We start from the raw sequence: 20955 nt of genomic DNA, 5'->3' as shown, positions 1-20955 counted from the left end.
AGGAACCTATTAGAAATAATGGGTTCTTTTTTCATGCTCGGATAGATTCATTAGACATGCTGAAATTCATCCGTTTTCTACGCAATAAAGTGAGAAAATATGGGAACAGTAACTTTGTCTAAATAGACAAATAAATTTAAGGATGGTGAATCAAATGAAAAAACCAAAATCTACATATGACTCAGCAAAAAAACGAGCTCTAAAGATTTTAGGTAAAAGTATTGGTACTTTTGTACTAGCGCTTACTCTGTTGTTTTCAATGGCGTCCGTAAGTTTAGCTGTTGGCAAAGGAGCACAGGGACCGGATGTATTTGTGATCCAAGGAATGCTGAAATCAGTAGGCAGCTATTCAGGTAAAATCCATGGAAAATATGACGCTCTAACCGTAAAGGGAGTGAGATATTTTCAAAAGAAACATGGTTTACCTGTAACAGGTTCAGTTGATAGTCGCACACTACAATCAATTGTGTATTCCTATGCAAATCAAAAAGCTCCTAGCGGAGCAGCTGGTGGAGGCAAAGCTCCAGGAGTCGGTGGCCCGGGGGCTGGAGCAGGTGAAGGCCCAGGAACCGGTGGAGGAGCCGGTGGCCCGGGGGGTGGAGCAGGTGAAGGCCCAGGAGCAGGTGGAGGAGCCGGTGGTCCGGGGGCTGGAGCAGGTGAAGGCCCAGGAACCGGTGGAGGAGCCGGTGGCCCGGGGGCTGGAGCAGGTGAAGGCCCAGGAACCGGTGGAGGAGCCGGTGGCCCGGAGGCTGGAGCGGGTGAAGGCCCAGGAACCGGTGGCCCAGGAGCTGGCGGAGGAGCCGGTGGCCCGGGGGCTGGAGCAGGTGAAGGCCCAGGAACCGGTGGAGGAGCCGGTGGCCCGGAGGCTGGAGCAGGTGAAGGCCCAGGAACCGGTGGAGGAGCCGGTGGCCCGGAGGCTGGAGCGGGTGAAGGCCCAGGAGCCGGAACAGGTGAAGGCCCAGGAACCGGTGGCCCAGGAGCTGGCGGAGGAACTGGAGCCGGCCAAAGTGAAGAAGAGGAAGGAGAAGGTCCAGGAGCTGGACAAGCTGAAGAAGAAGAAGAAGGAGAAGGTCAAGGTGCTGGACAAGCTGAAGAGGAAGAGGGCCCAGGAGTTGGTGAAGAAAAGCCGATAAAAGGACCACGTAAAGCACCTTTAAAAGAAGCACCAATTAAAGAAGAACCAGAAAAAGCACCAGCTGAAGAAGAGCCGATCAAAGAACCAGAAAAAGCACCAGCTGGAGAAGAGCCAGTCAAAGAACCAGAAAAAGCACCAGCTGAAGAAGAGCCAGTCAAAGAACCAGAAAAGGCACCAGCTGAAGAGCAACCAATTAAACAACCAAGTAAAGCGCCTGAACAGGCACCAATTAAGCAACCAAGCAAAGCACCAGAACAAGCACCAATCAAACAGCCGATTAAAAAGCCAGCTGAAGAACAACCAATTAAACAGCCAATCAAACGACCAGCTGGAGATTAATATGGAACAAATGGATAGACCCAAATGGCTCTATCCATTTGTTTTTTTACAATTTTTTCTTGCATTTTCTTTAAAGACCTACTATAATCATCTTTAAATTAAAAATTCTGAAAAAACGATGAAGAGAAAAAGTAGGATTATGTTATTTTTCAAAAGAGAGCTTCGGTAGCTGAAAAGAAGCAAAAATACGAATCTGAACAATGGCCTCTGAGTTTCGTACTGAACGTGCTACAGGCACAAGTAGGTTCTGACGAGTGTTGGTACTCGTTATCAAAACCACAGTATACAAAGGGAGTTTGCCCTAAGTACTTGTTGAGGCTGTTTTGTGAGAGCAAACAGTGAAGTAAGGTGGTACCACGTGATATAGAACCGCGTCCTTATCCAATTGGATAGAGGCGTGGTTTTTTGTATATTTAAGCACGTCTCTTTTCTCAAACTAAGTTGCTTTTGTAAGATTTTAACATCAATCTTCACGAGAACAGCCTTAAGCAAAAATAAATCAGAATGGAGGAGCAAGCATGAAGAATTTTTTAGTGTTGCAAACAGATTTTGGCATTAGTGATGGTGCGGTGAGTGCTATGTATGGTGTTGCTCTGACTGTTAATCCAACGATACGAATTTTTGATCTGACTCATGATATACCCCAATACAATATTTGGGAAGGAGCGTATCGTCTTTACCAAACCATTTCTTACTGGCCGGAAGGAACGGTATTCGTATCTGTTGTTGATCCAGGTGTAGGTTCTGAGCGTAGAAGTATTGTTGCAAAGACCACAACAAATCAATATATCGTGACACCTGATAATGGAACTCTTACTCAAATCAAACAGCAAATTGGAATTATTGAGGCGAGAATTATTGATGAAAAAGTCAATCGTCTGCCATATTCAGGAGAGTCTTATACGTTTCACGGTCGTGATGTATATGCGTTTACTGGTGCAAGGCTCGCCTCAGGGATTATTACTTTTGAGGAAGTAGGTCCTGAAATTCAAGTTGAATCCATTGTTGAATTACCCTTTCCCGAAGTGACCCTTAGTAAAGGGGCGGTATCAGGTCATATTGATATTCTTGATGTTCGTTTCGGTAATCTATGGACGAATATCGACCGCGAGCTCTTTAAGCAATTAAATATTGAGTACGGTGATTCTTTTGAGGTAGTGATTGAAAATGAAAGACGCCAAGTCTATAAGAGCATCATGACCTTTGGTCGATCTTTTGCAGACAGCCATTTAGGTGAGCCGCTTCTTTATATAAACTCACTAGATAAATTAGGAGTTGCCCTAAATCAGGGTTCATTTGCTAAAGTCTACCATGTTGGATCAGGTGCAAATTGGAAAATTTCTATTCGCAAGGCCCAAAATATCATATATAATTAAAAATTATCTATATTCTAAAAATTAGAAGGGGTTGAAGTTGTGTTTAAAAAGCAATTATCTATTAAAAACATTGTTGCTATCGGGATTGGGGCTGCAGTATTCATCATTTTGGCAAAGTTTGTATCACTTCCTTCACCGGTCCCGAATACGTCTATCCAAACATCTTACGCCTTTTTGGCATTGATGGCAGTCGTATTTGGTCCCATTGCTGGCGCATTAATCGGTCTAATTGGTCATGCTTTAAATGATGCGATTTCTTATGGATCCGTTTGGTGGAGCTGGGTGGTTGTATCTTTGTTTGTTGGATTTATAATCGGTCTAGTTGCGAAAAGAATCAATATTGAATCAGGCGTATTTAATAAAAGCAAGCTTATTACGTTTAACGTAGTTCAAATTATTGCACAAGCAATTGGATGGTTCTTGATTGCACCAGTGCTAGATATTTTGGTATATGCGGAGCCTGCTAATAAAGTATTTGTACAGGGTCTATTTGCAGGGGTATCAAATATGGTCACTGTCGGTGTCATTGGTTCTATTTTATTATTTGCTTATTCTAAAACACGCACCCAAAGCAATAGCTTGCACCGAGAATTATAGATTGCTAGGAGAAGCAAATGAAGAAACCGGTCATAGAATTTAACAGCTATAGTTTTAAGTATCATAGTCAAGTAGATCCTACATTACAAGACCTTAATCTAACCATTTTTGAAGGGGAGAGGGTGTTGATCGTTGGGCCATCCGGTTCTGGGAAGAGCACGATTGGTCACTGTATCAACGGGCTTGTCCCCTTTTCCTATAAAGGTGATGTAGACGGCAACTTGAAGATTAAGGGGCAAGAGGCAAAGGATTTGGATATTTTTTCTCTTTCAAAAATAGTAGGAACTGTTTTACAGGATCCTGATGGTCAGTTTATCGGACTGACAGTAGGAGAGGATATCGCATTTTCCTTAGAAAATGATTGTATAGAACAAACTAGGATGGTTGAACTTGTAGATGAGGTAGCAAAAATGGTAGAGATGGACAGGTTCCTTTCAGCGTCTGTGCATCATTTATCTGGAGGACAAAAGCAGCGAGTTTCATTGGCAGGGGTTATGATAGATCAGGTAGACGTTCTTTTATTTGATGAGCCATTAGCAAATCTTGACCCTGCGACAGGAAAATATGCAATGGAATTAATTGATCGGATTCAAAAAGAAACGAATAAGACAATTGTTATTATAGAGCATCGTTTAGAGGATGTATTACATATTGATGTAGACCGAATTATTGTTATGGATGATGGAAAAATCATTGCCGATATGAGTCCGGACAAGCTCCTAGCTAGTAACATTTTGGAAGAAATTCATATTCGTGAGCCTTTATATGTGAAAGCTGCAAAATATGCCGATTGTGTGGTTACTGAGGAGATGAAACCTTCTAAACTCCAGTTATTTGCAGTCGATAAAGAAAAGTTAAATCTATGGTATGAATCTGCTGATTCCATCATTCCCAGAGAAAAATCTCAATCGATTTTAGAACTGAATGAACTAACCTTTCAATATCATCCTGGTCACGAAACGATTCAAGGCGTCTCTTTGTCGATTGAAAAAGGTGAGATGGTTAGTTTAATCGGTAAAAATGGAGCAGGTAAATCAACCATCTCCAAGCTAATTTGTGGCTTTGAAAAACTCAGTTCAGGAACAATCCATTTTGATGGACAAGATATTACGAAGGATACGATTAAAGAACGATCGGAACGAATTGGGATGGTGCTACAAAATCCAAACCATATGATTTCCAAGCATATGATTTTTGACGAAGTGGCATTGGGGTTAGTTATTCGAGGTGTACCTGAACAGGAGATTCAGGAACGAGTAGAAAATGTACTCAAAATATGTGGGCTTTATCCATTTCGTAATTGGCCGATTTCTGCATTGAGCTTTGGTCAGAAGAAGCGAGTCACGATTGCTTCTGTTTTGGTACTGGACCCCGAAATCATCATTCTCGATGAGCCGACAGCTGGTCAGGACCTCCGCCATTATTCAGAGATTATGGACTTTTTAGTGGAGTTAAATCGCAATGGAAAAACGATTATCATCATTACCCACGATATGCACTTAATGCTTGAGTATACACCACGTGCCATTGTGATAGATGCGGGTAAAAAAATTGCCGACGAGTCCGCAATTACGGTCTTAACAGACGCAGAAATTATTAGGCAAGCAAGCTTAAAGGAAACCTCTCTATTTGAATTAGCGAAACGGGCAGGTATAAGGGAGCCAAAAGAATTCATTGGACGCTTTATCCAATACGATAAGGAGGTCCGAAAAAAATGGCAGTAGAGATGTTATCGTACATAGAAAGAAAATCTCCGATACATCAACTGGCGGGTGTTACCAAGCTTCTCTGTTTTATTATTTGGTCGACTGCGGCGATGTTAACGTACGATACTAGGATACTCCTGTTTTTGTTTGTCTTAAGTATTGTCATTTTTATCACTTCAAAAATAAAGATAAAAGAAATTTCATTTATTCTCATTTTTATTTTAGTATTCTTATTCCTGAACAATATTGCGATCTATATGTTCTCACCGCAAGAGGGAGTAAAGATTTATGGAACGAGTTATATTTTGTTCGAGATTGCGGGCAGATACAATGTCACCGTTGAACAAATTTTTTATCAGATCAATATTACGTTAAAATATTTCACGGTAACTCCTGTAGCTTTGCTTTTCATTGTGACGACACATCCAAGCGAATTTGCGGCTTCCTTGAATAAAATTGGGGTTAGCTATCGAATTTCGTATGCAGTTGCTTTAGCACTTCGGTACATACCCGATGTGCAACGGGACTTTCGCAACATCGCTTTGGCACAACAGGCTCGGGGAGTAGATCTATCTAGTAAAGAAAAATTATCAAAGCGCATAAAAAATGCTGCCTCCATTATGATTCCACTAATATTATCGAGTCTTGATAAAATTGAAACGATCAGCAATGCCATGGAGCTTCGTGGTTTTGGGAAAAATAAAGAAAGAACATGGTATAGTGCCCGTCCATTTCAATCAAGGGATTACATAACCCTTGTCATATTTGTCCTGTTGCTCATTTTCGCACTAGTCATCACCTTTCATGATGGCAATCGATTTTACAATCCATTTAAATAATCCTAATGCGTCTGAGTTCAGGCGTATTTTTTTATGAAAAAGATGTACATAGCCCGTAGTATTTTGTTAATATCTACTAGGTATGAAAGGTTTCAAATTGGGTTTGAGTCCTTTATACTAATTTAGTATGCAAAATGAATGCTAATGAAATTTTAAATAGATCGTTTGAATGGAATATAAGGAGGTACAGCATGACAGTTACGAATGAAGAAATGATTGTTGAAATAAAGAGTTTTGATGAAAAAGGTTCAGGTAAGGGAAGCGTTTGGCGCGAAGATGAAAAAGGAATTCAGAAAAAGCTAAGACTTACAATTCCACAAACGTTGCCTGGAGAAAAAGTGCGTGTACTCGTTGATAAGCCAGACCGTAGAAGAAGAAGAGCTGATGCTTTGGAGATTCTGGAGGCTCACGAAGAAAGAATCGTAGCTCCTTGTCCTCATTTTGACAAATGTGGTGGCTGTGTATGGCAGCATTGGGAATTCCAAGGTCAATTAAAGGCTAAAACGAACCATGTGAAAAGTGCGATTGAAGCTCAAGGCTTTGATCCAGCGCTTGTTAAAGATACGATCGGCATGGACAATCCATGGCATTATCGTAATAAAATGGAGTTTACTTTTTCACCAGATGGAGCTCTTGGATTGCATGAACAAGGGAATTTCCGTAAAATTATTTCACTTGAAACATGCTTAATCGCTGGAAAAGAAATGGTCGAAGCGGCAATGGAAGTAGCAGAGTGGGTCAAAGACCATCAATTAAAGGGTTATAACAAAGACCTTCACGAAGGACTATTGCGTCATTTGATGGTAAGACAATCTTTTGCCACTGGAGAAATGATGCTTGCTCTATTTGCAACAGAGGGACCAACAGGTGAGCTTGAAAAGCCTGTGGCTGACTTAATTAAGCGTATTGAAGAAAAGTTCCCACTAGTAAAAAGCTTAATGTGGCTTGAAAATACAGATTGGGCAGACCGTACTCAATCAGAGAAGAGTCATGTGTTAGCTGGTCGTGATTTTATTTATGATGAAATGGACGGCTATCGTTTCCGTCTTTGGTTCGATACATTCTTCCAAACGAATCCGACACAAGCACAAAAGCTAGTCGACTTAGCAGTTGAAATGGGTGAACCGAAGAAGTCAGAAAAAATGATTGATCTTTTCTGTGGTGTTGGTACATTCTCTCTTCCATTTGCGAGTCGAGTTGGACAGCTTGCAGGAATCGAAATTGTGGAAAGTTCAATCGAATCAGCAAAACGTAATGCAACTGATAATGGACTAACAAACACTTATTTCTTAGCAAAAGATGCAAGAAAAGGAATCGACGAAGTGTTGGAAAGCTTTGGTCGTCCAGAGCTACTTTTACTAGACCCACCACGCTCAGGTGCAGGTGGAAAAGTAATGAGAAGAATTGGCCGTTCACAGCCTGAACGAATTGTCTATGTGTCATGTAACCCAGATACATTTGCAACTGATATTAAAGAGCTAGAGCCATTCGGTTATGAACTAAAAACGGTTCAACCAGTGGACTTATTCCCGCATACTGTGCATGTGGAATGCGTGGCATTGCTTGTTTTAAAAGAAAATAACTAAACTCTATGAACTGCACTTTCGATTGTTAGGCAACGAACAATTGGAGGTGCAGTTTTTTTATCTACCATCATAAACTTATTTCCATGATATTCTAATTCAAGAAACTTTTAAAATTTGAAACTTTTTATAGAGATAGATTCCACTAATTAGTAAAGGGGGCGAAAAAGACATGGAAACCGATAACCATAGGGTTGTTATAAAAGCAGTCAAAGGGAACAAAAAAGCCTTTGAAAAGTTGGTCCGCCAACATTATGAACAAATCTATCGAACGGCTTATCTTTATGTACATAACGAAGAGGATGCCCTAGACGTGGTTCAAGAGGCAACCTATCAAGCTTTTAAATCTATCCATTCTTTAAAACATCCAGAGTATTTTACTACATGGCTAACGAAAATCGTTATTCGATGTTCAGCGCAATTGCTTAAGAGAAAAAGCAATTTTGTTCCAATAAGTGATGAAATTTTGTCGAATCTATCAGAACCAATTTCTACAGACCATGTTGAATCCATGCAGCTTTTAACGGTCATTCAGGAGTTAAGAGAGAGTCACCGTACTGCTATTATTCTATTTTATTACTACGATTACTCGATCAAAATGATAAGCGAACTAATGGAGGTTCCCGAGGGTACTGTAAAAACTTATTTAAATAGAGGGAAAGCAGAATTAAAAAAGTCCTATACAAATAAGGAGGGCGAGTCACATGGATAATAAGGAAATTAAGAATGCAATTGACCAAATACCTGTACCGAAAGAAAAAGTCTCTAACGCTATAAATGCCGGTCTAAAAATGTCAGGACATAGTAAAAAACGGAGAGTTCTTTTAAGTATAGGAACAGCGGCAGCTTTACTCGTAATTACTGTTACTTCAGGGTTTGTTAGTCCCACTATGAATCAAGTTTTGGCGAAAGCACCTTTTATTGGTGAACTGTTTAAGGAGTTTGATGATTCGATAGGGTTAAGTTTGGCGAACCAGGAGGCAGTTACAGAATTAAATCAATCCTTAACCAAGAATGGAGTAACTGTAAAACTGACAAGTGCTTACTTTGATGGCAATGTGGTATCCATTACGGGATTTGTGGACGAAGGTGTTGACAATGGAAGTAACGAAAAAGGAGAAGTAAGTTTTGAAGTGAACTTCGAACATAATCAAGGAGATAATGACCCGTGGTTAAGGGGAAAGTCAAATGACATTATGAAAGTAGAGAATGGATATAACTTTCAATGGAAAATGGAATATCCATATAAATCATTTAAGGAAAATTTTACTCTCCCAATTACGATTCATAATATAAACGGGATACAAGGAGAATGGAAATTTGATATTCCAATTCAACAAGAAAAAGGTCGTACACTTGTTATTAATGAGGAGCAAGAATATCCAGAAGATGAAGTTAAAATCCGTATAAAAGAGATTCTTACCGCAAAAGCGTCTTCTTCATTTGTTTATGAAACGGTGCGAAAGTATAATGGTGATGAAGTTTATTTAGATGTAGTTGATAATAAAGGAAAAAAGTATAGTGTTGGAGATCAAACATATCTCGAGGAATCGAAACAAGAAGATGGCTATCATAGTACCATTCGGACAGAGATGACTAAGTTCAATTCAGATGTGACTTCCCTTACTTTTTATCCACAGGTAAATTTCACAGATTCAAAAGGAGAGCAGTTATTGGATAAGAAATCATTTACATTAAAAAGCACACGTTTCAATGTAGGCTTGCAGGTAAATGATGTTACTCAAAAAGGAGAGCAACTAGTAATAGATTATCAGCTTACAGGGCTGCCGAAGAATTTGAGTAAAAAAAGACTTGAAACAATTACCTATAATTTGGAATACCTATTCTGGTTGGTTGATAAGGAATATTTAACCGAAATTGACCCGGAAAATGCATGGCCACCTGAAAATCACGGTATTTCTTTTAATAAAGTAAAAATGATCGATAAAGAAAAAGCACATTTCCAATCTACTTTTGATTTAAATGGAGAAGAAAAGATTGAGAATTTTAAGTTGGAAAATACAATGTTACTATTTGATTTTTCCAGCTTTGCTCCAAGTAAGAAATTAGAACCATTTACTATAGAACTTCCAGCAGAGAATGAATAAATACGCAAGTATCTCGCGTGTGGCATTACTTGTATTAAAAGAAGGTAACTAACCCTTTTGGGCGAGTTGCCTCTTTCTTTGTGAAATTGTCGAATTATAGGATATTGACAAGGATGATGGAACATGAAATTATAATATTAACACCAAGCATTTCCTCTCTTTTTAACCACCATTCACTAGAAATCTTTGAAAAAAATCTAATCATTCCTTCGTAATTAAAACCCTTGTTCAATTCTTCACATTGCCTACTTTACTCCATCATTTTTCAATACTGATTCAAACAAAAAACTATTAAATAACCTGAAAACCTGAAAGGAGTGATAAACCTTCAATTGAACTATTAATAATCTTTTAGTCTAAATAGTTGCTGGTAAAAACTCGAAAATTTAAGGAGGATAAAATTAATGGGTCATGATATTTCGGGTTACAATAAGGCAGGGGAAGAAATTGCCTATGCTCGTTTTAGTATGTGGAATAATAATGCTATCTTACTTTACAGATTACTTGATGCAAATCAATATTATGCTGGAGTAAGTGGCTCAGGTAAGATTGCAACTTTGTCAAAAGGAAAAATAGAAGTAGCCATGAGTGCTTACTGGAGAATATTCAATAAAAGCGATAGTTCTGCGCCAAAAAGTGATTTTGTAATATGGGATCAAAAACAAATTCTGGATTTCATACAAAATTGTTTAGCCACCGCACAAAAAGAAGGGAGTGTTAGAGTGTATTTTGGCTAATTCATTTAAAAAGATTGCTTAATTCCCCAAATTTTCGACTCACTCTAATTTCCATGAAAAAACACCCTCTAGATTTAGACCACAATATTTTCTCACATTGCATTTAAAGTCAGAATAACTGATAAAGGAGGAATATTAGTGAATATCAAATCTTCTACTACAATACTGCAAGATTATAACGGGTTTTCGAAATACTGCCATGAACTGGATGAACCAGTTATACTCACTCATAATGATGAAGCTGATTTGGTCATAATGAGTTATGAGACTTATAAAAGAATGGGAGCATGTAATGCGTTACAATCTGAATTATTGGTAGCAGAAAGGCAAATTTCTGAAGGTACTAGTATAATGATTCATGTTGATGTTATTGAAACGATGCGGAGAAAAATAAATGATAAAAAAGAAAAAAATAACTGTTAGTAATAAATTTCCGTGCCTAACCATTTAATTGGTTGGGCATTTTTTGTCTTTATAAGTAAATATAAATTTCTCAAAGTATCAAATTTTGTTGCCATTTTCAATCTGTGACATAATGGTATTTGATACAAGGAGTGATGGAACATGCAAAAAATAATGATTGTTGAAGATGATCCGAAGATTGCAGAACATTTGAAAACACATATTGAAAAATACGGCTATGCTGTCACTTGTGTGACTGAATTTGAACATGTAATGAACGCATTTCATGAGATAAACCCAGAGTTGGTACTATTAGATATTAATTTGCCAAGCTTTGATGGGTATTATTGGTGCAGGCAAATTCGGACAGAGTCGGTGTGTCCCGTCATTTTTATCTCGGCTCGAATTGGAGAGATGGATCAGGTGATGGCTCTTGAAAATGGCGGAGATGATTATATTACGAAGCCATTTAGTGCAGAAATTGTCATAGCTAAAATTCGTAGCCAGCTTCGCCGTGCTTATGGAGAGTATGCGACAAGGCAGGAGGATAGGGTATTAGAAAACGCGGGTCTTACATTTTTTCCAGAAAGATTGGAGTTGAGCTTTGGCACCAAGAGCATTTCTCTATCTAAAAATGAAGCATATATTATTGAAAGTTTAATGGAGCGTTATCCACGAGTAGCTGGTCGGGAGGCTTTACTAGAGAAGCTATGGGATGACCAGAGCTATGTTGATGAAAATACATTGAATGTGAACATCACAAGGGTTCGGAAAAAGTTTCAGGAAATTGGTATACAAGATGCAGTGGAAACAGTAAGAGGAGCAGGGTATCGGTTACGCATTTCGTGGAAGGAAGATGAGGAATGAGACTGTTTTTTAAGGAGCATTCCTTGCTGATTCTTGTACAGGCTGTTCAAATGCTCGTCGTTCTTTCAATCTTTTGGTTTGATGGATATCGAGATATTCGATTATTTTTTTATACAACTTTTCTCAACTTCTTCATTCTTGGCTGTTATTTGTTCTACTATTATTTATCACGCCGGAAGTTGTACAAGCGCTTAGAGAAGCCTTTGGAATCACTTGATGACAGCTTACAAAAAACAGATGATGCACCGATTTCTATCGCTTTCGATCACTTGTTACATAATCAGTACAAACTGTTTCAAAGTCAATTAGAATTAGGTGAAAAAGAGCAGGAGGAACACCGAAAGTTCATGGATCAATGGGTTCATCAAATGAAAACTCCTCTGTCGGTCATTGAACTCACTGCCCAAAATCTAGACGAACCCGACTCCTCCAATATCCGAGAAGAGACGGAACGGATGAAAACGAGCTTGAACATGGTCCTTTACATGGCACGCCTGAGAACAATTGAACAGGATTTTCATATTAAGCCGGTTAATCTTGCGAAATTAGTAGATGAAGTGAATGGAGAGAATAAAAGATTTTATATTCGCAACAAAGTCTATCCTAAGTTAGAAGTGGAAAAGGAGCTATTGGTTGCGACTGATGAAAAGTGGTTGTTCTTTATCCTTTCTCAGCTTATCAATAATGCCGTTAAATATTCTTCCGAAATCAGTAATCGGATTGTCATCTCCATTTATGAAAGAGGGAAAGAAGCCATTTTAGAAGTAAGAGACTTTGGCATTGGCATTCCTGAAGTGGATAAACGACGGATATTCGATCCCTTTTATACAGGAGAAAATGGCAGGAAATTTCGAGAATCCACGGGTATGGGACTGTATTTGACGAAGGAGACACTAGACACCCTCGGGCACCGAATCGAAATGGAGTCAGAAGTAGGGAAAGGTACGACCTTCCGAATTATTTTTTCAGAAACTCAAAACCTTACAAGCTTGTAAGGAAAGTGAAAGAAGAATCGATAGTTAAGGTTATAACGCTCAAGGTATACTAATCACAGATCAGAATGAGGAAGGGGATCATGTGATGTTAGAAGTAAAGCAGGTTAGTAAAATATATGCAGGTAAAATTGTCTATAAGGCATTAAACGATATTAATTTTTCTGTTGAAGATGGGGAATTTGTTGGAATTATGGGTCCATCCGGTAGTGGAAAAACAACCCTCTTGAATATGATTGCGACAATTGATGAACCCACAACAGGTGAGATATTAATCAATGGAAGGAATCCACATCGCCTCAAAAAAGAGGAATTGGCGAAATTCCGTAGACGTGAACTCGGGTTTGTTTTTCAGGATTTTAATTTGCTTCATACCTTAACGGTGGAGGAAAATATCGTCCTTCCATTGACGCTCGATGGAAAAAAAGTTAAAGAGATGAAAGATAAAGCACAGGTAATTGCTGAAAAATTGGGGATTACTTCTATTATGAACAAACGTACCTATGAAATTTCTGGTGGACAGGCACAAAGGGTAGCTGTGGCTAGGGCGATGATTCATGTACCGAAGATGTTACTCGCCGATGAACCGACTGGAAATCTCGATTCAAAGTCATCAAAGGATGTCATGGAAATGTTGGAGTCCATCAATAAGAATGAACGTGCAACAATGTTGTTGGTAACCCATGATCCCCAAGCGGCAAGTTATTGCGATCGGGTAATTTTTATACGAGACGGAAAGTTCTATTCAGAAATTCATCGAGGGAGTAATCGCCAAGCCTTTTTCCAAAGAATAATCGATACACTTTCTTTGCTAGGAGGGGATGGCCATGACCTTTCGCAGATTCGCGTTTAATAATGTCATTCGCAACAAAAGGTTGTATGCCGCATATTTTCTAAGCAGCATATTTACGGTAATGGTATTTTTTACTTTTGCGATTTTCGCGTTCCATCCAGCTTTAGCTGGAAGTGATATGAATTCAAGTGTACAAAGAGGGATGAATATTGCAGCAGGAATCATCTATGTCTTTTCCTTTTTCTTCATTTTATATTCAATGAGTTCATTCTTGAATACGCGGAAGAAAGAGTTCGGGTTATTGATGATGCAAGGGATGTCGGTTCGGCAAATTCGCTTAATGGTTTTCATGGAAAACATGGTGATTGGCTTTTTCGCAACAGTTGGTGGGATATTACTGGGCTTGATTTTTTCCAAAGGAATCTTATTGATTGCGGAGAATGTACTTGTCATGAACGATGCATTAAACTTTTATATTCCGATTCAAGCACTTGTCATTACCTTTGTTCCCTTTATCTTGTTGTTTTTCTTTATTTCGTTATTTGTGTCCTATGTATTACGCAGTCGAAAGCTGATTGACCTAATTAAAGGAAATAAGAAGTCGAAAGGCGAACCAAAGGCAAATCTTTTTCTCACGATTTTAGCCGCACTCTTAATTGGCATCGGCTACGCAGTTGCTTTAATTGTAGAGGGAGTCGCTGTAATAGTCGCGCTGTTACCAGTAGTTATTGTTGTAATTCTTGGAACTTATCTATTATTTACTCAGCTAAGTGTTTATTTGATCCGCAAAATTAAGAAGAATGACAATATCTTTTGGAAAAAAACGAACATGATTTTACTATCTGATCTTGCTTTCCGAATGAAGGACAATGCTCGCACCTTTTTCATGGTGGCGATTGTTTCCACTGTTGCATTTAGTGCAATTGGGACGTTGTTTGGTTTTCAAACTTTTCTTACGGCAGGGTTGAAAAATAGAAATCCTTATACGTTCTCATATTCAGCTGTTGAGCAAAAAGAGCAGGATATAGAGCTGATTAATAGAACGATTAAGGAAGAAAATATGAAAGCTGAACAAGAGCAAACAATGCTTCACTATTATGAGATTGCTCAAGATTCCATCCTTATCGCTCGCGAATCAGATTTCAATCAATTTGCTAGTTTGCTGGGTGAAGATACAATCGATATTAAAAATGGGCAGGTTAAAGTCGTTGAATTTACTGGGAATGAATTTGGACAAACGGAAGAATTACTCGAGCAATCCATTAAATTGAATTCTGGTGTTAGCTTAAAACCAGAGGAAGTAATTTATTCTAGAGCTTTACCAGCGACGGATTCTTATTATGTTGTTTCTGATCAGGATTTCGAGGAACTGCCATCACCAGAAAGAGAAAACTACTATCAGGCGTGGCAAGTAACGGCTGGGGAAGAAAATATCTTGTCTGCTTCCGAAAAGTTAACGGAAGAACTTTCTCCTGGTGAATTTTATGCTAAGGACTATGATGTCTATCAATTAAATAAGCAATATGGTCTAGTTTTATTCGTAGGGTTATTTATTGGAATTGTCTTTTTTGTTTCGGCAGGAAGTTTCCTATATTTCCGACTATATGCGGATTTAGATGAAGACAAACAAAAATTCCGTTCTATCGCTAAAATAGGCTTAACGGAGAAAGAATTGAAAAAGGTTCTTTCGAGACAAACGGCTCTTCTTTTCTTCACACCGATTCTTGTGGCATTGATTCATGGAGCAGTAGCACTGACTGCATTGTCACATTTTTTCTATTTTGATTTAACCAAGATATCTGTTGTGGTTCTAGGTGTATTTTTAGTCATCCAAATTGCGTATTTTTACATTGTCCGCTTTTTCTACACGAAGCAGGTTAAAACTGTTCTTTGATGTAGATGGTGAATTAGGTAGGCAGAGAAAACTGATTTGTTTTCTCTGCCTGCCTTTTTTAATTTTGTCCTCCGATTACACCCATATCACTTCAGTAAAATTCAAACTCTTGACATTTCCTCGAACAAATTATTCCTCATAGTGATCTTACTCACTACACTGATTCTCATTCGCAATTATGCTGTATGTGAGAAAGCTAAGGAGGGGAATTCAATGAAAACCACATATCCTCAAAATGAGAATAAGGATGGTCAGGCTTCATCAAAGGTTGGAACATGGATTTCTGTTGGAGTGGTTGCATTAGTCATTTTAGTTACTTATTTTACATTATTCGGTCTATACATGGACAGAGTTTAAGGGGGGAATGAACATGCATCTTGATGAAAAAATCTGGCTCACGCTGAGCTTCGGAATGATTATGGCATTCATGGTTATCACAGGCTATCAAACATTTGCCTTAGAAATGGGACCGCCAAGTAATAATGAACTTATTGATCCGCAAAAAGTGGATGAAACGGCACCATTTAATGAGCCTGGTATTAAACAAATTGGTGAAAATGAATACGAAGTCGTCATGACTCTCCAAGTATTTAGCTTTAACCCAATGGATATTGAGGTACCTGCAGGTTCAACAGTTCATTTTACACTGACATCAAAGGACGTTGTACACGGATTTGAAATCGCTGGCACAAATGTAAATGCGATGGTAATGCCAGGGCATATTCAAAAAATTACACAAAAATTTGATGAACCAGGTAAGTACTTGGTGTTATGTAATGAATATTGTGGTGCAGGTCACCAAGTCATGAGTACAACAATTACGGTTAAATAAGGGAGGGAAGAACCGTGCAAACAAGTGTATCGCAAAATAAGGTAGTTTCAGGTTTTAAGGATAAAGCAAATAAAGCGCTTGGTATTTCAAGACAAGATGCACTCATCTCGAAATCTTATTTAGCCGTGGCTTTTATTGCATTGCTTCTAGGTGGATTACTTGGATTGTTACAAGGGTTAAACCGTGCAGGCTTGCTCGAACTACCTGCTTGGTTAAATTATTATCAAATCTTAACGGCGCATGGAATTTTATTAGTTGTTGTGCTTTCTGCATTTTTCACAATTGGTTACTTTTATGCAGGACTTTCCCATACGTTAGGGGGACTGCTTCCTAAGGTTCGAAAAATTGCATGGATTGGCTTCTGGACAAAAATTGTTGGTTTCGTTTTAGTCGTGATTCCAATTTTAATGAATGAAGCATCTGTTATGTATACGTTCTATCCACCGATGGCAGCTCACCCGATGTTTTATTTCGGATTAGCGCTAATTGTAGTCGGTGTGTGGTTCCTTGCTGCTGGAGCATTTATCAATGTCGCTCATTGGAGAAAGAATCATAAGGGTGAGCACCTTCCGATTTTAGCGTTCTTTGCAACGGGTGTATTTGTTCTATTAGTTGGTGCAACTGCATTTGTTGCCGTTGAAGTTTTATTCATGATTATCCCATGGTCACTTGGATGGGTAGATACAATTAACGTTATGGTTGCTCGTACATTGTTCTGGGCTTTCGGCCATACAGCGGTTAACATTTGGTATTTAACAGCTGTTTCTGCTTGGTATGTCGTGATTCCAAAAGTAATTGGCGGAACACGCTTCAATGACTACTTAACACGTGTAGTTGTTATTGCATTAGTTATTATGAATATTACAGGTGGATTTCACCATCAAATTATTGACCCAGGTATTTCATTACCAATTAAATTCATGCACGTATTCATGAGTTTAGCAATCGGATTCCCGTCATTAATGACTGCGTATGCGATGTTTAGAGTATTCGAACGTACTGGAAGAAGAAAAGACGCCAAAGGTGCTCTTGGTTGGATTAAGAAATTGCCTTGGGGCGATGTTCGCTTCTTATCACCATTTATCGCGATGGCAGCTTTTGCTCCAGCTGGTGCAGGTGGTATCGTACAAAGCACAAACCAGTTAGACCAAGTGGTTCACAACACAATGTGGATCGTAGGGCACTTCCATTTAACACTTGGTATGTCAGTTATCATGACATTCTTCGGAGTGAGTTACTGGTTAGTACCATATATCTCAAATCGAGTTTTAACACCAAAAATGAACAAATTAGGCGTCATTCAAACAATTATTTGGACTATTGGTATGGTTATCATGGCATTCTCCATGCATACTGCAGGATTATTTGGAGCCCCAAGAAGAACTTCTTATACAACCTATGGAGATTTCTCATCATCATTAGGTTGGGATCCATATATGGCTGCAGTCGGTGTAGGAGCGACATTATTACTTGTTGCGGTTATTATTCAAGTGTACGCAGTATTTAACATGATGTTCTTTGCTCCTAAAGGTACAACTGAATTCCCAATTGCCGAAGTGGAAGAAAATGAAGCAAAAACTCCATATATGACAGAGCGTTGGGGAGTTTGGGTAGTGGTTATGTTAATCGTAATTGCGATGGCGTATGTACTTCCACTCACAGACATGATTGTAAATGCACCACCAGGATCACCACCGTTCAAGACGTGGTAAAACGAAAAGCGGAAGCGGCTTATCGTTTCTAGCCGCTAAATTTTTCAAAAAAAGAGATAGAACCACTTGTGGGGCTGTCTCTTTCTACTTTAAGAACTTGCAATAAAGATTTGGGAAGTGATTTCGATGTTCAAAAATCGACATACGAATATATCCTTACTTGTTGTCATCTTGTTTGGCTGTGTTTTGTTTTATATTGGGACAGATGGGTTTAAAGCTTTTACCGAAGAAACAGCAAGGGTAAATAAGCTTGTGGATGAACAACCAGAGTTCCCGGATGTCACCTTAGAGGACAGTAAAGGAAGAACCTACTCGCTTTCTGAGTTTGAGGATAAGTATCTTTTTATCACATTCCTTTATACCTCATGTAACACGGTTTGTCCCCAATTGGAATATAACATGGCTCAAGTGTACGATTTACTACCACAGAAATATATCGGAGAAGATATCGTATTTCTAAGTATCAGCTTTGATCCAGAAAGAGATGATCCGTCAACACTAGAAAGATATCGTAAGGCTTTTAAAAGTGATGGGGAAACTTGGAGGATGGCAAGAATTAAGGACCAAAATGAACTCGATTCATTGCTTGAAAAATTCGGTGTGATTGTCATTCCCGATGGAAGAGGGAACTTTACCCATAACTCAGCTTTTTATCTTGTTGATAAAAATAGGCGACTAATTGATGTGATGGATTTTACAGAAATTGAAGCGGCTGCTGTTAAAGTGACAAGCATTCTAGAAAAGGAAGTGGGTGTGAAATGATGACACAATTCATCTACGGACTTCTATTCTACATTTTCTTAATGCTGCCTCCTGTTGCCAATTTAGTAGAATCAATCATGATTACCCATATGCATATGCAAATGCCGATGCTTGTGATTTCTGGATTTTTAATGGCTGGTATTTTTCTAAAAAGGTTCCCTCGCTTTTTTGAAAAATGGAATAGTAACGGCATACCAGGTATTACGTTGTTCATGATTGTCATTATTTGTTGGACGATTCCAAGAACGATGGATGAAGCATTAACCCTTCAAGCGATCGAAGCTTGGAAGTTTATCAGCTTGCCGTTTTTAGCAGGATTTCCTTTACGAGATAGTTGGAAAAAGCTCACGAAAGCAGGAAAAAATTTGATTATCATTATTTTTACGGTGAAATATTTTGGAATGGGGGCCCTATATATTTGGTCAGAGGATCAGCTATGCAACAACTATTTAGTCATTGATCAATTAACGCTTGGCTGGGGATTCATTACAACAGCAATTTGTCTTGTCATCTATTTAGTCTATGCCTTTACGGTTGATCCAACAAAATATGAGTAAGTCTGGCGAATCGAAATCCTAATATAAGTTGAAAAAGTAATCTATAATAGTAAGTAGATTACTTTTCTAAAAAGGAGGGTTTCGATGACGGAGGAAAATAAGGTCAGTTGGAACTTTGACAATAGTTATGCGGAATTGTCCAAATCATTTTATAGTAAGGTCAACCCAAGTCCAGTCAGTTCACCTAAGTTAATCAAGCTCAATGAGTCGTTGGCAGGAGAGCTTGGATTAGATATTCAGGCATTAAAGTCTGATGAAAACATAGAAGTATTTGCTGGCAACGAAATTTTTGACGGAGCATTCCCTATAGCTCAAGCCTACGCAGGTCATCAATTTGGCCATTTTAATATGTTAGGGGATGGAAGAGCAGTTCTGATAGGGGAGCATATTACACCAAATGGCAAAAGAGTGGATATCCAGCTTAAAGGTTCAGGGCGAACACCTTACTCACGTGGTGGAGATGGACGTGCCGCACTCGGTCCGATGTTACGGGAATACATTATTAGTGAAGCGATGCATGCATTAGGGATTCCTACAACGCGAAGTCTTGCTGTGGTCACAACTGGGGACCCTATCTATCGTGAAGATAAGCTCCAGGGGGCAATCTTAACCCGAGTGGCTGCAAGTCATATTCGGGTCGGCACTTTTCAATATGTTGCTGCCTTTCAAGGAGAGAAGCTGAAGGAGCTTTCGGACTATACAATCAAGAGACATTATCCATATATTGAAGATCATAAAGAAAAATATCTGAAGCTTCTTCAAGAAGTGGTCAAACGTCAAGCAAAGCTCATTGCCCAGTGGCAACTAGTAGGTTTTATCCACGGTGTCATGAATACGGATAATATGACAATTAGTGGAGAAACGATTGATTATGGACCGTGTGCTTTTATGGATACGTATCACCCTGAAACGGTGTTTAGTTCGATAGATGTCCAAGGCCGCTATGCTTATGCTAATCAACCATATATGGCAGGATGGAATCTCGCTCGGTTTGCTGAAAGTCTTTTAACACTTCTTCATGAAGATCAAGAAGAGGCAGTTAAAATCGCTCAGGCTGAGATTACGAACTACAATGAATTGTATCAATTACATTGGCAGGCAGGAATGAGAGCAAAGTTAGGACTCTTTAACGAAGAGGAAGAGGATAAAATTTTGATCGATAATCTCCTCGGAATGATGCAAATGAACAAAGCCGATTATACAAATACGTTCAGAGCGTTAACTTTAAATGACCCACAGAAATCTAGTTTATTTAGCTCAAGCGAATTTGCGATTTGGTATGAGAGATGGCGTCAAAGGCTAGGGCGACAGGAAGAGTCCTTAGAAGCTGCACATGAATTAATGCGCAAAACGAATCCAGCTGTCATCCCACGGAACCACCGAGTGGAGGAAGCGTTAGAAGCAGCTGAAAAAGGTGATTACGAAGTAATGGAACGACTGCTAGCCGTTCTTTCTAATCCATTTGCTTATACTCCTGAACAAGAAGAGTATTGCACTTTGCCAGGTCCATCTGACGAGCCTTATCAAACCTTTTGCGGAACATAAAGGCTCTTTTCGCAAAAAATGTTGCTTTTAGATAAAAATTGATTTAATTGAATTGCAATATTTCCTTTTAAAAACAGAAAAGGGCAGCGAAAAGTGCCGAGCAAAAATAATTTGTAGCACTAAACCTTGTAAGAGGTGTAAATGTCGGCTTTAGGACATTTACGAAAAAAACAACAAGT

Annotated in this window: 20 protein-coding genes and 1 other annotated feature; all 20 genes read left to right on the top strand. The window is 38.9% G+C overall.

Translation table 11 applies throughout. The features are described 5' to 3' along the window. Positions 1–154 precede the first annotated feature (154 nt). The 20 genes from FA727_RS14430 (at position 155) to FA727_RS14340 (ending at position 20776) form a co-directional block, all read left to right on the top strand. Positions 155–1474, top strand: coding sequence for a peptidoglycan-binding domain-containing protein (locus FA727_RS14430; RefSeq protein WP_136832012.1), 1320 nt, complete (start codon positions 155–157; stop codon positions 1472–1474). Positions 1475–1583: 109 nt separating this feature from the next. Beyond that, positions 1584–1856 (top strand) — a binding site (T-box leader). Between the two features lie 136 nt (positions 1857–1992). Then, on the top strand, positions 1993–2850 hold the full coding sequence (locus FA727_RS14425; RefSeq protein ID WP_136832011.1) for an SAM hydrolase/SAM-dependent halogenase family protein: 858 nt from the start codon (positions 1993–1995) through the stop codon (positions 2848–2850). Between the two features lie 39 nt (positions 2851–2889). Then, positions 2890–3447 carry an ECF-type riboflavin transporter substrate-binding protein gene (locus FA727_RS14420; RefSeq protein WP_136832009.1) on the top strand — a complete coding sequence of 186 codons (558 nt, stop codon included), beginning with the start codon at positions 2890–2892 and terminating at the stop codon, positions 3445–3447. Positions 3448–3464: 17 nt separating this feature from the next. Then, positions 3465–5171: an ABC transporter ATP-binding protein gene (locus FA727_RS14415; RefSeq protein WP_136832007.1), complete on the top strand. Its 1707-nt coding sequence runs from the start codon at positions 3465–3467 to the stop codon at positions 5169–5171. Further along, positions 5162–5992 (top strand): energy-coupling factor transporter transmembrane component T family protein, encoded by an 831-nt coding sequence (locus FA727_RS14410; protein ID WP_136832005.1) that lies wholly within the window; start codon positions 5162–5164, stop codon positions 5990–5992. The genes FA727_RS14415 and FA727_RS14410 overlap by 10 nt, the downstream gene beginning before the upstream one ends. 191 nt (positions 5993–6183) lie before the next feature. Next, positions 6184–7578 (top strand): 23S rRNA (uracil(1939)-C(5))-methyltransferase RlmD, encoded by a 1395-nt coding sequence (rlmD, locus tag FA727_RS14405; RefSeq protein WP_136832004.1) that lies wholly within the window; start codon positions 6184–6186, stop codon positions 7576–7578. A gap of 169 nt (positions 7579–7747) precedes the next feature. Further along, positions 7748–8287 carry a sigma-70 family RNA polymerase sigma factor gene (locus tag FA727_RS14400; RefSeq protein ID WP_136832002.1) on the top strand — a complete coding sequence of 180 codons (540 nt, stop codon included), beginning with the start codon at positions 7748–7750 and terminating at the stop codon, positions 8285–8287. Further along, positions 8280–9683 (top strand): DUF4179 domain-containing protein, encoded by a 1404-nt coding sequence (locus FA727_RS14395; RefSeq protein ID WP_136832000.1) that lies wholly within the window; start codon positions 8280–8282, stop codon positions 9681–9683. Before FA727_RS14400 ends, FA727_RS14395 begins: the two co-directional genes overlap by 8 nt. Positions 9684–10087: 404 nt before the next feature. After that, positions 10088–10420, top strand: coding sequence for a hypothetical protein (locus FA727_RS14390; protein ID WP_136831998.1), 333 nt, complete (start codon positions 10088–10090; stop codon positions 10418–10420). A gap of 138 nt (positions 10421–10558) precedes the next feature. Then, positions 10559–10843, top strand: coding sequence for a type II toxin-antitoxin system Phd/YefM family antitoxin (locus tag FA727_RS14385; protein WP_136831996.1), 285 nt, complete (start codon positions 10559–10561; stop codon positions 10841–10843). A 141-nt stretch (positions 10844–10984) separates the two neighbouring features. Further along, positions 10985–11689, top strand: coding sequence for a response regulator transcription factor (locus FA727_RS14380; RefSeq protein ID WP_136831994.1), 705 nt, complete (start codon positions 10985–10987; stop codon positions 11687–11689). Then, the gene (locus FA727_RS14375) at positions 11686–12684 is read left to right on the top strand and encodes a sensor histidine kinase (RefSeq protein ID WP_136831992.1); all 999 of its coding nucleotides are present in this window, start codon (positions 11686–11688) and stop codon (positions 12682–12684) included. The genes FA727_RS14380 and FA727_RS14375 overlap by 4 nt, the downstream gene beginning before the upstream one ends. 85 nt (positions 12685–12769) lie before the next feature. Further along, the gene (locus FA727_RS14370; protein WP_136831990.1) at positions 12770–13534 is read left to right on the top strand and encodes an ABC transporter ATP-binding protein; all 765 of its coding nucleotides are present in this window, start codon (positions 12770–12772) and stop codon (positions 13532–13534) included. Continuing rightward, a complete protein-coding gene (locus FA727_RS14365) occupies positions 13509–15368 on the top strand; it encodes an ABC transporter permease (RefSeq protein ID WP_136831988.1) in 1860 nt (619 codons plus the stop codon). The genes FA727_RS14370 and FA727_RS14365 overlap by 26 nt, the downstream gene beginning before the upstream one ends. A gap of 213 nt (positions 15369–15581) precedes the next feature. Next, positions 15582–15725, top strand: coding sequence for a hypothetical protein (locus tag FA727_RS24075; protein WP_158318879.1), 144 nt, complete (start codon positions 15582–15584; stop codon positions 15723–15725). Between the two features lie 7 nt (positions 15726–15732). Continuing rightward, on the top strand, positions 15733–16200 hold the full coding sequence (locus tag FA727_RS14360; RefSeq protein WP_136831986.1) for a cytochrome c oxidase subunit II: 468 nt from the start codon (positions 15733–15735) through the stop codon (positions 16198–16200). A gap of 14 nt (positions 16201–16214) precedes the next feature. Further along, positions 16215–17912 (top strand): cbb3-type cytochrome c oxidase subunit I, encoded by a 1698-nt coding sequence (locus tag FA727_RS14355; protein ID WP_136831984.1) that lies wholly within the window; start codon positions 16215–16217, stop codon positions 17910–17912. A gap of 126 nt (positions 17913–18038) precedes the next feature. After that, a complete protein-coding gene (locus tag FA727_RS14350; RefSeq protein WP_136831982.1) occupies positions 18039–18674 on the top strand; it encodes an SCO family protein in 636 nt (211 codons plus the stop codon). Next, entirely contained in the window at positions 18671–19231 is a 561-nt protein-coding gene (locus FA727_RS14345; protein ID WP_136831980.1) for a hypothetical protein, read from the top strand. The genes FA727_RS14350 and FA727_RS14345 overlap by 4 nt, the downstream gene beginning before the upstream one ends. Positions 19232–19315: 84 nt before the next feature. After that, a complete protein-coding gene (locus FA727_RS14340; RefSeq protein ID WP_136831978.1) occupies positions 19316–20776 on the top strand; it encodes a protein adenylyltransferase SelO in 1461 nt (486 codons plus the stop codon). Positions 20777–20955: the final 179 nt, after the last annotated feature.

Source organism: Robertmurraya kyonggiensis (assembly GCF_005116465.1).
In the GTDB taxonomy this organism is placed as follows: domain Bacteria; phylum Bacillota; class Bacilli; order Bacillales; family Cytobacillaceae; genus Robertmurraya; species Robertmurraya kyonggiensis.
This window is presented reverse-complemented; position numbering and strand designations above follow the sequence as displayed.